This window comes from Agarivorans sp. QJM3NY_33 (genome assembly GCF_050870865.2).
Taxonomy (GTDB): domain Bacteria; phylum Pseudomonadota; class Gammaproteobacteria; order Enterobacterales; family Celerinatantimonadaceae; genus Agarivorans.
Genome location: NZ_CP194039.2, coordinates 4700730 through 4715785 on the forward strand (window position 1 = coordinate 4700730; position 15056 = coordinate 4715785).

Genomic DNA, 15056 nt, shown 5'->3' on the forward strand with positions numbered 1-15056 from the left:
GGCGAACCATGAAGATAGGTGGAATAGAAATTAAAGCTGGCGAACAAAAGCAAATAAAAATACCGGTAGCAAAATTATACACCGATACTGAGATTTCGATCCCGGTGCATATCACTCGAGCCCGCAAGGCTGGGCCAACAGTATTCATTAGCGCTGCGGTACATGGTGATGAGTTAAATGGTATTGAAATAATTCGCCGAGTAACACGTTCACCAAGCTTTAAGCTCACTAAGGGCTGTTTAATTGCAGTGCCAATGGTAAACATTTATGGGGTACTCAACCAAAGCCGTTATATGCCAGATCGACGCGACTTAAATCGTTGCTTCCCCGGCTCCCCTAAAGGCTCGCTTGCCGGAAGACTGGCCTACACCTTTTTGAATCAAATTGTAGAACATTGCGATTATGGTATCGATTTACATACTGGAGCAATTCATCGCTCCAACCTACCGCAAATTAGAGCAAACTTAGAGGATCCTGAGACCAAACTCTTAGCCGAGGCCTTTGCGGTTCCGGTTCTCATCAATGCGAACCTACGAGATGGTTCATTACGCGAAGCTGCGGTGAATAAAGGGACCAAAATTTTGCTTTATGAAGCAGGTGAAGCGCTACGCTTTGATGAGCTTTCAATCCAGACCGGGGTACGCGGAATCCTCAAGGTACTGTCGCATTTAGGGATGATCAAGAAACGTCGTAGTAAGAAAAAATTTGAACCTTATGTTGCCTATAGCAGTGCTTGGCTACGGGCTTCGGCCAGCGGGATTGTGAATGAATATACAAGGTTAGGCGATCACGTAGAAGCGGGGGATTTATTGGCGGATATTAATAGTCCGTTTGGTGAGTTAATTAATCAAGTGAAGGCGCAACGCTCTGGTATCGTGATCGGTAAACAAAATATTCCCTTGGTTCAAGAGGGAGATGCGATGTATCACCTGGCGCATTTTGGTGCTGAACAAGAAGAAGTTGCGGAAAACATTGGGGCGATGCAAGAGTCGATAAAACTTATCGAACCTGCTGCAAACATTGCGGAGAATAGCCAAGGATGAAGTCCTCTTCGAGCATAAATTTATTGACGAGTGAGCGAAGCCTATGAGCAAAATGATTATTGGTAACTTGGAAACTTGCCATTTGCCAGATTTAGGGATCCATGATTTACCGATCCGAGTGGATACAGGTGCACAAACCTCTTCCTTGCATGTGGATAATGTCGAGCGAATTAAGGTGAATGGGAAACCCCACATCAGTTTCGACTTACACCCAGACATCTATAACCTAAAACAAGTATGCCGCTGTACCGCGCCAATATTCGATACTCGACGGATCAAATCATCCAATGGCGTGGTGGAACAGCGCTATGTTATCCAAACCAATTTTCAACTGGGTGACTTAACTTGGCCAATAGAAATCACCCTTACCAACCGTCAAGACATGAGTTATTTGATGTTATTTGGCCGCCAAGGAATGGCAGATAAGGTCTTAGTCGACCCTTCACAAAGTTTTTTGGTCAACTCCATTAGTTAAACCTAAGCGAGCGAAGCAATATGCTAAGCTCGCTGTTCACTGATAGCTAAATACGCAGCAGATAGCGCAATAAGTTCAAGTAAATCTAATGAATTAAATTGAAATCAATAGAGTATTCGACGCGCTAAATATTGACCCTAAAATTTAAAAGGAAAGTCATATGACATCTGAGCCAATATTAAGCTCCAACCAGCAAGTTTTTGATGGTCATCATGACGAAGTACTAAGCGCAGTATTGCTGGCCATTGCCGAAAATGCTGAACAGGCCGATTTAAGTTTTGTTAGCCAATATGATAATGCGGTACTTGCCAATCTCATCGAATCCTTACCCGATGCTTACCGCCAGCAAATATGGCCCCTGGTCGACAACGAGCGCTACTGGGACATCTTACATCTACTACAATATGAAACCGTTAAACATCTTTTCGGCTATTTCTCAGCCGAGCATTTAGCCGAGTTACAGCGCCATATTAGCGAAACAGACATTGTTGAATGGGCCGATATTCTGCCAGAGCAGATGGTCGATGCCTATTTAGATCAACAAGATGAACTGACCACCAGCCAAATCCAGCATGCCCTGAGTTACGAAGAAGAGCAAATAGGGCGCTACCTCACACCGCATATCCTGCGAGCGAGGCCTAGCGCTACCGTTCAACGAATTAAGCAACGACTCAACACCAAAAGCGAGAAGCAAGTAGCCATCTATTTAGTTGATGCCAACGGGCAATTTCAGGGTGCCTGCAGTATGACCGACATCATCAACGCCGATGACACGACTCGGCTCAGTGAATTCGCTCAGGCTATCGAAGTATTTGACCACCAGCAGCTACTCGCCGATATTGCGCTTTCATTTAATGTCGTGGCTGGACATGCTTGGCACCCGATCCAAAAAGACGGCAAAATTATTGGTGCGATCCCACTGGCGGTGATCATCGAGTGGTTACAAGAGAAGAGCCTTGAGGTGGTCATCAACGATGCCCCCTCTGATGAAGAAGACTTATTCACCCCAGTGCCCACAGCGGCAAAAATGCGGGCAATTTGGCTAACCACTAACTTAGCCACCGCATTTTTAGCCTCTTGGGTCATCGGTTTATTTGAGGGTGCCTTACAACAGTTGGTCGCCTTAGCGATCTTAATGCCAGTGGTCGCCAGTATGGGCGGTATTGCTGGCAGCCAAACCTTAGCGGTGGCGCTACGCGGTATTGCTCTAAATCACTTACAGCAGAGTAACCTTAAGTTACTACTCAACAAGGAGCTCAAGATCGCAGTCTTTAACGGACTGATGCTCGGCTTAGTAATCGCAGCGGTTGTGAGTTATTGGTTTAATTCTTGGTCCTTGGGTTTAGTGATCTGCATTGCCATAGTATTAAATAGCCTCGCTGCCGCTGCCTCGGCAACCATGATCCCATTTATGCTCAAGAAAATGAAAATCGACCCGGCGGTTGCAGGTTCAGTGATCTTAACCACCGTGACTGATATCGTCGGTTTTGTCGCATTTTTGGGCCTCGCCTCGCTATTCTTAATCAACTAGTCATAGACTTGCCAAAGGAATACTCAATGATTAGAACCTGGTTATCAAACAAACAACTCAGCGCACATCCTGGCGATGAGAGCCAAATAACCTGCTGGTCGGCTGATCCCGACAGCTATATTTGGATCGATATTGACCTTGCCCACAGCAAACAAGTCGAAGCAGCCATGTTACTGGAGCAGTTTCAATGTCACCCCTTAACTATTGTGGATGCATTTCGCGAGCGACACCCACCTAAAATAGAAGTCTTCGATGATCAGATATTTATGATTTACCGCGGGATTGAACAGATCCTTGGTGAGCTCAAATTTGCTCATATGCAACTGGTCATATTAGTAGGTAAAAACTATTTGATTACCCTACACAAAGGACGCTCCCAAGGCATCGAATCATTACTAAAGGATAGCTTTAGCAAGGACTTACTGGCACCACTGAACTTAGCCTGTCGGATCATGCATACCGCCTCTGGCTTATACCTCAACCAATTACTCGAATTCGAGACCCAACTCAGCGAAGTAGAAGAACAGATTAGCGTTCACGGTGATGACCAACTACTTGCCGATATCACCCGCAAAAAAGCCAATATTGTGCGCCTCAGCAGAGTGTTCAATTACCATCTCAGCCTCAGCAGTAAATTACTACATCTTTGCCAACAAAATGCATTTCAGCAAATTGCCGTCGATCCACCGGTGATCCAAGACTTACAGGACCGTTTTGAACGCTTGCACAGCTTAAATCAAATGTACTACAACATTTGCGGCGATCTGGTCGATGGCTACCTATCCATTAGCTCGCACAAACTCAACAATACCATGCGCATGCTCACTTTAATTACCGCGATATTTGTGCCCTTAAGTTTTTTAGCTGGGATCTACGGAATGAATTTTGAATTCATTCCGGAATTGCATTATCGCAATGCTTATTTCATCTTACTTGGCACGATGTTAAGCATCGCTTTGTCCTTAATCGCTATATTTAAATGGAAGAAGTGGTTCTAAAAACAAAAAGCAGAGTCCTTTCACTCTGCTTTTTTATCGATTGACTTTGTTTCTCATACGCTCAAGTTTGGCTCAACTCAGCTCGATGAACACTTTTTCTAACAGCGACATAGCCAAATTATTATCATAATAAGCGGCTTCGTTAATAAACGCGGGATAAACCGTGGTGTCGCCTTGATAGAAAATATCTTCACCATCGAAACTACGGAAGATCGGATCTCCAGGCTTGATTGGTTTGAAATCTTGATCCTGAACATGGCTGTGCACCATGGCGACTCGCTCACCTTGTTCATTCAAGGGTAAACTAATGGTATCCAAATATTGGAAGGCTTCCACTTGCTGAGGTAGCACTGGCAAGCACTGTTGATTATACAACTCGACAAAGTCCAAAATATGCCCAGTCATGCTTTCCATTTGTTCCAATACATCTTGTCGTAGTACTGATTGCGGCTGTGGCCCAACCTCGATCAATACACCATACTTTCCGCAGCTTGCCAAAAACATGTGCTCGGCCATATCTTCCTCAACTTCATCGAGAAAAATCACCGCCTCAGGCATTTTCATTTTTACGTAAGCCGCTAAGTGATTATAGAAAGCGTTCTGCTCCAAGAGGATCAGACAAGGCCCCATATTGGAAGTGGTATTGTGTAAATCAATCACTAAGTCAGTTTTTGGTGCCGACTTTGGACCCAGCTGTTGGTGTAATACTTTGGCTCGAGACTGCTCATAATTACTCAGCTGAAAATCGGCTAAGTCTTTACAGGCAAACTGACGGTTAAGATCGACGTCAATATAACGTTGGTTTTCTGCATGGGCCTTCGGATTGGCAAACACGGTGCTCACCTCGAGGCTAGGGCGAGCCACCAACTGTGGCTGTTGCTGCCACTTGTTCAGCAGATAAATACCGCTAAATTCATTTCCGTGAGTACCACCAACAATGGCGACTTTAGTGAGCTTTGACAACTGCATTCTCCTTAAGCGCAAACTAATATAAGCAGCTGCGAGCTTAAAAGGAAAGTAACTCAAACTCAAGCTTGGCGACAGTTGACCTTCTGCCGCTTCACTGTCGTTTAGCGCGAATGATATTGATCGTTAATCCGCGATATCTTGTTTGCTCAAGCGGTAAGCCTTTGGCGTTAATTCTAAATCCTTTTTAAATACCGCATACATGTATTGCAGCGAAGGATAACCGCACAATTCGGCAATATCGCTGGTCGAAAGCTCAGTATTTCTCAGTAAACTCATCGCTTGACCTAACTTAGCATGATGGATTTCTTGATGAACCGAATGGCCAATATCATCTTTAAAACGGGTTTCTAAATTCGAACGAGATACCTTCACGTAATCCAAAACTTGATCCACCTTGATGCCCTTACAAGCGTTATGCCGAATAAAGTGCATCGCCTGGATCACAAAGGGGTCTTTTAAGGCTTTAAAATCCGTTGATTGCCGTTCGACTACCTGTTCTGGCCCCACCAACTGGCGTGTATGACTCAACTCTTGTCCTTGGAGTTGGCGATGTAACAACTTGGCAGCCTGAAAACCCATTTTGCGACAGCCCTGGGCCACCGAACTCAAAGATACGCGGCTCAAATAGCGAGTTAAATCTTCATCATCGATGCCAATCACCGACACCTTATCCGGTACAATAATCCCCAAATGATCACATACCTGCAACAAATGGCGGGCTCGTGCATCTGAAACCGCTAAGATCCCCACCGGTTTAGGAACCGACTGCAACCAATCGGCCAAACGATTCATGGCATATTGCCAAGACTCTGGTTGGGTATGTAAACCGCGATATAAAGCGCACTCATAACCATCGGCAGCCACTAATTGCTGAAATATCTGCTCCCGCTCGCTGGCCCAACGATTACTCGGGTCGGGCGGCATGCCATAGCAAGCAAAGTATTCCAAACCTTTAGCTTTTAAGTGTTCGTAGGCAGCGCTAACCAAGGCACGATTATCAGTGGCCACGTAAGGACACGCTGGGTACTGTTGCGGGTTATCATAAGAACTCCCCACCGCCACCACTGGCACCTGAATACCGCTTAAAGCTTGTTCGATTTGCGGGTCATCAAAATCCGCAATGATGCCATCCCCAACCCAATGTTGAAGTTTATCGATTCGGCAACGAAAGTCTTCCTCAAGGAAGATATCCCAGTCGCATTGCGAAGCCTGCAAATAGTCCCCAATGCCCTTAATAATTTGTCGGTCATATACCTTATTCGCGTTAAACAATAGAGTAATTTTGAAGCGCTTATCAAACATTCCGGTTCCCATAGAGCAATCGCAAATACATTAAATTTACTATCTAAAAAAAGCGGCCTAAACGCCACCACTATAAATTGTAATGTGACTGCGATCATCCATGGCACCAAGCAAACTGTGAACTTAAGCACGCAGCAGAAAAACGCTACCCAGCAAGCAGTTTTCGTAATTGAGGCCCGCTTAAAAATAACGGCAGGATCGAGAAGATGATTTACCCAAATACCAAGGTCAATTGAACTTGGCTAGTTATTTTTACAAGCGCGAGTTGTTTATTAAAATGAGTCAGACCCAATGCAGTGACGTCATCGACATCAATCATCAGACAACAAACAATAAATCAACCAGCGTTAAGACCCGCAGCGTCGACTCAAAGGTGTTACGCCTGCAGCTTTATCTTAAGATTCAGGCGTATCGGCTTCGCGAACCAAACGGCAGACTGCTGACTGTAATTAAAAAGCGATTATTTTGAATAAACCGACCGTCAACGTTCCATCAGTTTTATTTAGCGGCAAAACGCATAAGGAAAAGCCATGTATATCGGAATTGATTTAGGTACCTCGGGAGTAAAGGTTGTTTTGCTTGGAGAACAAGGTGAGCTGTTAAGCCAAGCCAGCGCCAGTTTAGAAGTATCACGACCGCAAGCGCTTTGGTCTGAACAAGCCCCGCAAGACTGGTGGCAAGCGTGTCAGCAGGCTCTGGACAACTTAAGCCAGCAACACGATCTCGCAACCGTCAAAGCGATAGGCCTGAGTGGTCAAATGCATGGTGCCACCCTACTCGATAAAAACGCACAAGTATTACGACCAGCGATCCTATGGAACGATGGCCGTAGCGCTCGCCAATGTACTGCCATCGAACACAGCGTGGAAAATTCGCGAAGCATCGTTGGCAATCTAATGATGCCCGGCTTTACCGCACCTAAACTGCTTTGGGTGCGCCAACATGAACCGGAAATTTTTGCCCAAATCGATAAAGTTCTGCTACCCAAAGACTACCTCCGTTATTTACTCTCGGGCAACTTTGCCTCTGATATGTCCGATGCCGCAGGTACGATGTGGTTAGACGTGGCAAAACGAGATTGGAGTGATGTCATGCTGGCTGCAACTGGCTTAAACCGTAGCCAAATGCCAAAACTATTTGAAGGCTGTGAAATCACCGGCCAGTTAAAAGCTGAGTTGGCAGAACGCTGGGGCATGGGATCGGTCCCCTTAGTGGCTGGCGGGGGCGACAATGCCGCGGGAGCCATCGGAGTCGGGATCACTAAACCCGGCCAGGCCATGTTGTCGTTGGGCACCTCTGGAGTCTATTTCGCGGTGAGTGATGGTTATCTCAGTAATCCTGAGTCGGCGCTACATAGTTTCTGTCATGCTCTGCCCAATACTTGGCATAATATGTCGGTCATTTTAAGTGCCGCTTCCTGCCTTGATTGGGTTGTTAAACTCACCGGGCAAAGCGATGTCGCTAGTATGCTCGCCGCTGTAGAGGCAGCGCCACCCGTAGACAATAAGCTTATCTTCTTACCCTATCTCAGCGGCGAACGCACGCCTCACAACAACCCCGAGGCAAGCGGCGTATTCTTTGGGCTCACTCATAGTAGTGGCCCACTCGATCTTTGCCGCGCAGTCTTGGAAGGCGTAGCATTTGCCTTCGCCGACGGCTTAGACGCCCTGCATGCGACCGGATTAAAAGCCAATGACATCACCCTCATTGGTGGTGGTGCTCGCAGCCCTTATTGGCGGCAAATGCTGGCCGATATCCTCGGACAAAAACTTAGCTATCGCTTAGGGGGAGAGGTGGGGCCCGCCTTGGGTGCCGCTCGCTTGGCGCAATTGGGGGTGAGTCACAAGGCAGATTTAGATGTTATCTGCCCGGTTCCGGAATTAGTCGAAGTGCATCATGTAGATGCCAAACGACAAGCCTACTACGCCCAGCGACGCGAAACCTTTAAGGCCCTATACCAGCAGCTAAAACCCATATTTTAAAAGCTTGTAAATAACTGAGCACAAAATCTAAACCGAATGGCGAAAAACCATTTATCTGGCCCTTATTCGCCACGTGAACTAGCAACGATGATCGAATAGCTATGTACGACATGAAGCCATCGCCTGGTGATGGCTTCAGTTCCTGGTCATGCTAACCAGACCGAAAATAGCCAATAAAACTTGATATTGTCTTCGCTGCTTTAGCTATCGACCTTGAGAACAACATATAAGGTAAGCATAGATGGACATTTTCGCTGTTGTTTTCACTCCACGCGCTAAGCATATTTATTTCTTTAACAAATCGGCGCACCATGCTTAAGGAGTGTTTACCAAGACTTGATAGCCGACTTTTGTAGCAAAAAAAAATTCTGCAAATGTGAGCTGGGTCGAGGCAATGAAAATTCAGCATTTCTACGCGAAAAACAGTAATTGCACTCAACTGCCGATATGGCATTTTAATAAGGACAAAAGCTTCGCTTTGGTCTTCGAGCCTCAAGCAATCATGAGGAATCAAGGCCATTCTCAACTTAAGCTTGAATGACAAGGGTATATGCATCTTATGAGTTCTCTACTAAGCCAATTAAAACAATACACTACCGTTGTCGCCGATACCGGCGATTTAGAAACCATGCGTAAATTCTCCCCTGAAGACGCGACGACTAATCCTTCGCTGATTGTTAAAGCGCTTGGTTTAACAGAGTATTCGAGTTTACTAAAAGACGTTGCCACATGGGCAAAGACCCAAAGTGAACAGCTCAATGAGCAGGTCAATCTGGCTGCAGATAAATTAGTCGTCACCATTGGTTGCAAAGTTCTAGAATTAGTTCCTGGCCGCATTTCTACAGAGGTTGATGCACGTTTATCTTTTGACACCGAAGCGACGATTAACAAGGCTCGTCGACTCATCGAATTGTATCAAGCCGCCGGCATCGATAAGCAACGAGTACTGATCAAAGTCGCCGCCACTTGGCAAGGGATCCGCGCAGCCGAAGTATTAGAAAAAGAAGGCATCAACTGTAATTTAACCTTGTTGTTTTCCTTTGCCCAGGCCCGAGCTTGTGCCGAAGCGGGAGTATTTTTAATCTCTCCCTTTGTCGGCCGTATCTTGGACTGGTACAAAGCCAAACAACCGGAAGCGGACTTCAGCGGCGCAAGCGATCCTGGAGTGATCTCGGTCACCGAGATCTACAACTACTACAAACAGCACGGCTATTCGACCGTGGTGATGGGTGCCAGTTTTCGCAATACCAGTGAAATCCTTGAACTCGCGGGTTGTGACCGACTTACCATTGGCCCAGCCTTATTGGAAGAGTTGGCCCAGAGTGAAGCCAATCTCAGCCCTCGCTTAGTCGATAAAGGCGTCAGCGCCGTTCGCCCAGAGCCACTAAACGAAGCCGCGTTTTACTGGGGACATAACCAAGATGCAATGGCCACCGAGAAGCTTGCCGAAGGGATCCGTACCTTCGCTCTTGATCAAGAAAAACTCGACAAGATGCTGATTGAAGCGCTTCAGGCTTAAGCCTTTGCAAGCAAATTAAAACCACAGGGCAATCAAACTTAGTAAGTTTTATTGCCCTGCCTCTGTTCAATAAAAGCGAAGCATCGCGTCCTATTTACAGAAAACAGAATAAAAACACTCACATTCTGTCTCCAAAGCCCATTCCAAATATTGACTCACGGTCTATACTCGTAGGCATAACCATCTAAAAAGGAATGCTAAGTGAGAGATATTTGGAAGCTGATATTCTGGCTAAGCATCAGCAGTCTGAATAGTGTTCAAGCGCATGAGCTGCGCCTAATTTACCCCGACTTCCCTCCTTTTACTTATGCCAAGAGTGGAGAGCCAGCCGCGGGAAATTTTTTGCTCGATCAAATCATGAAAAAGCTCAAGCAACCTTATCAAAGTCGTCAAGTACCTAACTATAAACGAGCACTTAACGATATTGAGAGAAACTTAGCCGACGGTTTTTTCTTTGCTTCGCAAAACCAAAAACGCGATCAAGTTGCCCAATTCTCCAAACCGCTATTAGTCAATAACTGGAGTTGGTTTTTCCGCCAAGAAAATTTTCTAGACCCACACTCTAAAGACTTTAAAGCGAAGGCCAAAATAGCTTCCCTTGAAGGAACCAATACCTTAACCTGGCTAAAAAACAACCACTACAAAGTGGTCGGCAAACAAAACGATGTAGTCAAGTTAGCCCAGTTACTCTTTGATTTAAAAAGAATTGATGCGGCTTTCTTGTCTGCAGAGGTATTTAAATATAATGCCATTCACAGTAACATGCGCAATGGCCAGTACATCGAGGTCGTGCAGCGTTCCGCCCCCTTTGGGATCTATATTTCCAAAGCCTACATAGAGGAACACCCTCAATTTATGCCAATGCTCAATCAAGCGATTGACCAAGTACAAAAACAATATTTGCCCAAAACCCACACCCTGTCAGAACTAAAACGCTAAAACGATCGCCAACAAACACACCACATCACTCGCTTGGTGCTACCGTATTACGCCAAACTCGATTACAATCGAAGCAAGCTTTAAGCTTGCTAAAGCTACATACTCATGACAGTAAGCACTTATTCTAACTACAATTTATGCTCACTATTACTGACATAGCTCAGCAAGTATATTCAAATGGTAATAATAATTGATATCATGTGAGCAACACTGTCCAATCAAACCCCGTCGCGCTCACAACAAGGAGTTAAGTCGTTGAAAACCATCTCCGATATTGCGGAAATAGCCGGCGTATCGAAATCTACCGTTTCCCGGGTATTAAACAAACGACCAGGCGTTAATGCTGTGGTGAGGGCCAAAGTACAAGCTTTAATCGACGAAACCAATTTCACCGCCAATATCGCCGCCAAAAACTTAAAGGCCCGCAACTCTGATACGATTGGCGTGATCGTCCCCTTGCTTACCTCTAAGTCAGTCGCCGCGATGGTACAAGGTTTGAGCGAGGTGATTGAAACAGAAGGTATGCAAACCCTGTTAATGAATGCGGGCATGCAGATAGAGAAAACCAATAACCATATCAAAACCCTGAATTCAAAGGGGGTCGACGGTATTATTGTATTCATGGCTGGCTACAATCAGGAGTTACTCTCTACCCTAAAACAATCTGCAGCGCCGGTGGTGATCGTTGGCCAGGATCTTTCTTTACATGGTCTCACCAGTGTCTTTTTCGATGATTATCGCAGCGGATTTATTGCTGGCAGTCAATTACTCAAACTAGGCTGTAAACAGTTAATGTTTGTTGGCGTGCCTCAGAGTGATGTGGCGGTGGGTCGACAGCGTTTGCGAGGATTTGTCGATGCGCTCGATCTTGCAGATGTTGATTGCCGCTATCAAACCGATTGTGATTTTAACCTGGAGTCTGGTTACCAACAGGCCAAACTGGCACTCAGCACTGGATATCGACCCGATGGTGTGTTTGCAGTTACCGACCGCCTCGCTGCAGGTAGTATTAGAGCCTTACGCGAACAGGGCTTACTCATCGGTCAAGATGTGGCAGTAATTGGTGTCGGCGATGACGAGCTATGTACCGTCTTAGAGCCACCCTTGGCATCCCTGCATTATGACTACCAGCTGGTGGGCCAAGAAGCGGCCTCGGTATTAATCAAGCAATTGCGAGAGAAGCCCTTAACTGATGTAGCTTTTTCCTACCAGGGGCTTTTTACTGAAAGAGAATCCTACGCATTAAAAAAGCAGCCAAAGAAGCAGGCTGCTAAAAGCGAGTAAAACTTGAGGTAACGGCAACTCATCGCCGCTACCCTTACTATTCTGATACCAAGATCATTCAATAAAAACCAATGCCCTTGGTCTCCGATAACCTCACTGCTCACCCCAAGGTAGGGAATTATTTACCGGAACAGTGGCGCTCAATGAGGGGGCACACAGGAAATATAACCAAACTGATGGCGGCATGACCGCCATCTTCAATTAGGCATCGGCTTTTTCGGTGGTACTAAAGTAAGCACCCGCAAAGGCCACACCAAAGGCTAAGGCAAAGCCAATCATATAGTGAACCACAGAGCCCGTCTGAACAATTGCAATTCCTGGAATACCAGTTAAACCAACCGCAGTCATACCCACTTTAGCAAATACCACATAAGCACCACCCACCGCACCACCGGCTAAGCCAGCGAAAAATGGGGTCATGTAGCGTAAGTTAATCCCAAAGATTGCCGCTTCGGTTATCCCAAACAAAGCCGATACACCCGATGGCATCGCCAAAGCCTTGGTTTTAATATTTTTAAATTTCAGGCCAATTGCTAAACAAGCTGCGCCTTGGGCAACATTCGCCATCGACCAGATAGGGAGTAAGAAGTTAACCCCAATCTTAGGATCACCCAGTAAACCCGCTTCAATGGCATGGAAACTGTGGTGAATACCGGTAATCACAATGGCTGAATAAGTACCACCAAATAGTAAACCAGCTAAAATACCCACATTTTCATACAAGTAGAGTAGTAGAGTTGAGATCCCATCACCCAGCATCCGTCCGCCAGGGCCAATCGCGACCAAAGAAACAAAGCCAGTGACCACTAAGATGATAAACGGACTCAAAATCACATCTAAGGAGTTAGGCACCCATTGGCGAACCCGTTTTTCTACTTTACACATGAACCAAGTCGCAATCAGCATCGGGAAAACCGTTCCCTGATAGCCAACTAAACCCACTTCCATGCCGAATAGTTCGGTCGATTGAAAACCGCTGGCAACTGTCCATGCATTAGTTAAAGCTGGGTGGGTTAATACGCCACCAAGCGTCGCCCCCAGAATCGGCGTTCCGCCAAAAGTTTTGGCCGCAACAAAACCAATCAAAATCGGCAGAATAATGAATGCTGAACTGGATACCATGTCTAAGATTAAGTACCAGATACTGTCGGTGGCAATCATTTCATTGGTACGTAAGAAGCCAAGTAGCCCCATGCATAAACCACTGGCCACAATCGCCGGAATGATCGGTACGAATACATTGGATAAAGTACGCGCTAAAGCTTGGAAAGGGTTCTGCTTAGCACCCTGCGCGGCAACTTCAGCAGTTGACGCTTCACTAATGCCTGCCAATTCAGCCAAGGCACTAAAGACTCGGTTTACGATACCAGAGCCAATAATAATTTGGTATTGGCCACTGTTGGTGAACACACCTTTGACCAGATCGAGCTCTTTGATTGCAGCGGTATCTGCAAGCTCGGTATCATTGAGAACTAATCGTAGGCGAGTTGCACAATGCGCCGCACTTGCGATATTTGATTTGCCGCCAATCAGCTCTAAAATCTTCTTGGCTGTATCTTGTTCAGACATTTTGGATCCCTCTATTCCACTTCGTCATAAAACGGTTCCTCGCATTCAACGTAGCGCATGGAACCGTTTGCAGTTTAGTTCAAATTAAAACAAGTATTTAAAGCGTACTCGGCCACCGAAGTTATTATCATCTTCAGTTGTTTTCGGATTATCGAGTTTACTTATATAAGCGCCAAGATAAATCGAGAACTCTGGGACAACTACGTTATCAAACTGATACGAGCTATAGATAGTGCTAACTTTTTTCTTATAAGCGGTAACGCCTGAATTGTCAGTATCTTTAAGAGTAACGTTTGACACATCGTTGATACCATGGATATAACCTAGACCGAACTTATGCCAAAGCACATTCGCACCATAGGTGGTATCTGTTTCATCTAAGGCATCCATTCTGGCAACATTTAAGTTCACCGCCAGACCATCTTGATTATAGCCAGCGGTTAAGCCATAACCGGTACGCTCGGATACATCGTTACCATTGGCATCTAGAGTTGAGTCGCTAACCAAGTTGGTTTCCAGAGCTGCGGCCACTTTAAAGGCGCCCTGCTGGTAGGCCACCACTGGACGAACGATAAAGACATTTTTATTGTTCTTCTTCGTTAACTCAACGCCATGGTATTTATTACTCTCGAAGAAACCACTGTTATCACCAAAGAGAGTCGAAACTTCTACATAAACGTTACCAAATGTCTGGTTGTACATCGCTTGGCCAGCACTGCCAGAACGACCGCGAGCTTCTAACATCCGGTAAATATATACGCCATCATCTTTAAATTGACCGTCAGCAGTATCACCCGAGTGATTCACAAATACATCTTGACCCAGAGGGTTCATGTCATAAGCTTCATAACGACCGAGACGTAGGGTCCAACTGTCATTCTTAGCAACTTCAAACCAAACATCATCGGTGCTCACGCCACCATCAGTGCCGTAGGTTGGTTGTGCTAAGGCGCGGATCATATAATCGCCTTGCTGACGCTCGCCCAAAAATGAAATCAAGAAACGACCGTCCTGATCCCAAGATTTATCATCAGAGGTAGTATTCACATCATTGTCGACATAGTTGACGTTGAATTCGACGTCACCACCGATAGTCAGCTTGCCTTGCTCACCTTCGATAGTCACCGCAGCCTGTGCTTGGCTGGCGGCTGCGAGTGCAGTTGTAATAGTAAGTGCAGCGAATTTATTCATGGTTATTCCTTCCATTTTTATATTCCGTAGTTGAACCATTATATTTTTCGGAGTTAAACCAAACTGAAATCGGTTCCATCTGGTTCGAAATAAGAATAGATGCAAAACCGATACATACAAGTAACAATCTCGCTATATGTGAGCAAAATCTAACAAAAGTAGAGATTAATGGCCTATTTACGTGATTTCGATCACGTATAAAGCATAACAAACATGGAACCGTTTGCGGTTTTGCACTCTTCATTCATAGAATG

The 15056-nt window shown here is 45.7% G+C and carries 12 protein-coding genes; 8 read left to right on the forward strand and 4 right to left on the reverse strand.

Annotated features, from left to right (window positions below):
* The first annotated feature begins 8 nt into the window (after window positions 1-8).
* The 4 genes from ACRRSY_RS21275 (at window position 9) to ACRRSY_RS21290 (ending at window position 4047) form a co-directional block, all read left to right on the forward strand.
* On the forward strand, window positions 9-1043 hold the full coding sequence (locus tag ACRRSY_RS21275) for a succinylglutamate desuccinylase/aspartoacylase family protein (RefSeq protein ID WP_432463979.1): 1035 nt from the start codon (window positions 9-11) through the stop codon (window positions 1041-1043).
* 43 nt (window positions 1044-1086) lie between these two features.
* Window positions 1087-1518 carry an ATP-dependent zinc protease family protein gene (locus ACRRSY_RS21280; protein ID WP_432455571.1) on the forward strand — a complete coding sequence of 144 codons (432 nt, stop codon included), beginning with the start codon at window positions 1087-1089 and terminating at the stop codon, window positions 1516-1518.
* 160 nt (window positions 1519-1678) lie between these two features.
* Entirely contained in the window at window positions 1679-3049 is a 1371-nt protein-coding gene (locus ACRRSY_RS21285) for a magnesium transporter (protein WP_432455570.1), read from the forward strand.
* A gap of 26 nt (window positions 3050-3075) precedes the next feature.
* Window positions 3076-4047 (forward strand): magnesium transporter CorA family protein, encoded by a 972-nt coding sequence (locus ACRRSY_RS21290; protein ID WP_432460378.1) that lies wholly within the window; start codon window positions 3076-3078, stop codon window positions 4045-4047.
* Between the two features lie 72 nt (window positions 4048-4119).
* Here ACRRSY_RS21290 and ACRRSY_RS21295 read toward each other — a convergent pair whose 3' ends face one another.
* Complete coding sequence (locus ACRRSY_RS21295; protein WP_432460379.1) at window positions 4120-5010, reverse strand: aspartoacylase; 891 nt, start codon at window positions 5008-5010, stop codon at window positions 4120-4122.
* 129 nt (window positions 5011-5139) lie between these two features.
* The gene (locus ACRRSY_RS21300; protein ID WP_432455567.1) at window positions 5140-6318 is read right to left on the reverse strand and encodes a XylR family transcriptional regulator; all 1179 of its coding nucleotides are present in this window, start codon (window positions 6316-6318) and stop codon (window positions 5140-5142) included.
* Between the two features lie 530 nt (window positions 6319-6848).
* Here ACRRSY_RS21300 and xylB point away from each other — a divergent pair.
* From xylB to ACRRSY_RS21320, 4 genes are all read left to right on the forward strand, one after another.
* Window positions 6849-8300: a xylulokinase gene (xylB, locus tag ACRRSY_RS21305; protein ID WP_432463980.1), complete on the forward strand. Its 1452-nt coding sequence runs from the start codon at window positions 6849-6851 to the stop codon at window positions 8298-8300.
* A gap of 559 nt (window positions 8301-8859) precedes the next feature.
* Window positions 8860-9819 carry a transaldolase gene (tal, locus tag ACRRSY_RS21310; RefSeq protein WP_432460381.1) on the forward strand — a complete coding sequence of 320 codons (960 nt, stop codon included), beginning with the start codon at window positions 8860-8862 and terminating at the stop codon, window positions 9817-9819.
* A gap of 201 nt (window positions 9820-10020) precedes the next feature.
* Complete coding sequence (locus ACRRSY_RS21315) at window positions 10021-10758, forward strand: substrate-binding periplasmic protein (protein WP_432460382.1); 738 nt, start codon at window positions 10021-10023, stop codon at window positions 10756-10758.
* Window positions 10759-11013: 255 nt separating this feature from the next.
* A complete protein-coding gene (locus tag ACRRSY_RS21320; protein WP_432460383.1) occupies window positions 11014-12042 on the forward strand; it encodes a LacI family DNA-binding transcriptional regulator in 1029 nt (342 codons plus the stop codon).
* 201 nt (window positions 12043-12243) lie between these two features.
* Here the strand turns inward: ACRRSY_RS21320 and ACRRSY_RS21325 are convergent, their stop codons facing one another.
* Entirely contained in the window at window positions 12244-13611 is a 1368-nt protein-coding gene (locus tag ACRRSY_RS21325; RefSeq protein WP_432460384.1) for a sucrose-specific PTS transporter subunit IIBC, read from the reverse strand.
* Window positions 13612-13695: 84 nt separating this feature from the next.
* The gene (locus tag ACRRSY_RS21330; protein ID WP_432463981.1) at window positions 13696-14802 is read right to left on the reverse strand and encodes a carbohydrate porin; all 1107 of its coding nucleotides are present in this window, start codon (window positions 14800-14802) and stop codon (window positions 13696-13698) included.
* Between the last annotated feature and the right edge of the window lie 254 nt (window positions 14803-15056).

What these genes read in the sequence shown, in the direction of transcription:
- ACRRSY_RS21275 (WP_432463979.1), top strand. Translation starts at nt 9, where the DNA reads ATGAAGATAGGTGGAATAGAAATTAAAGCTGGCGAACAAAAGCAAATA.
- ACRRSY_RS21280 (WP_432455571.1), top strand. Translation starts at nt 1,087, where the DNA reads ATGAGCAAAATGATTATTGGTAACTTGGAAACTTGCCATTTGCCAGAT.
- ACRRSY_RS21285 (WP_432455570.1), top strand. Translation starts at nt 1,679, where the DNA reads ATGACATCTGAGCCAATATTAAGCTCCAACCAGCAAGTTTTTGATGGT.
- ACRRSY_RS21290 (WP_432460378.1), top strand. Translation starts at nt 3,076, where the DNA reads ATGATTAGAACCTGGTTATCAAACAAACAACTCAGCGCACATCCTGGC.
- ACRRSY_RS21300 (WP_432455567.1), bottom strand. Translation starts at nt 6,318, where the DNA reads ATGTTTGATAAGCGCTTCAAAATTACTCTATTGTTTAACGCGAATAAG.
- xylB (WP_432463980.1), top strand. Translation starts at nt 6,849, where the DNA reads ATGTATATCGGAATTGATTTAGGTACCTCGGGAGTAAAGGTTGTTTTG.
- tal (WP_432460381.1), top strand. Translation starts at nt 8,860, where the DNA reads ATGAGTTCTCTACTAAGCCAATTAAAACAATACACTACCGTTGTCGCC.
- ACRRSY_RS21325 (WP_432460384.1), bottom strand. Translation starts at nt 13,611, where the DNA reads ATGTCTGAACAAGATACAGCCAAGAAGATTTTAGAGCTGATTGGCGGC.
- ACRRSY_RS21330 (WP_432463981.1), bottom strand. Translation starts at nt 14,802, where the DNA reads ATGAATAAATTCGCTGCACTTACTATTACAACTGCACTCGCAGCCGCC.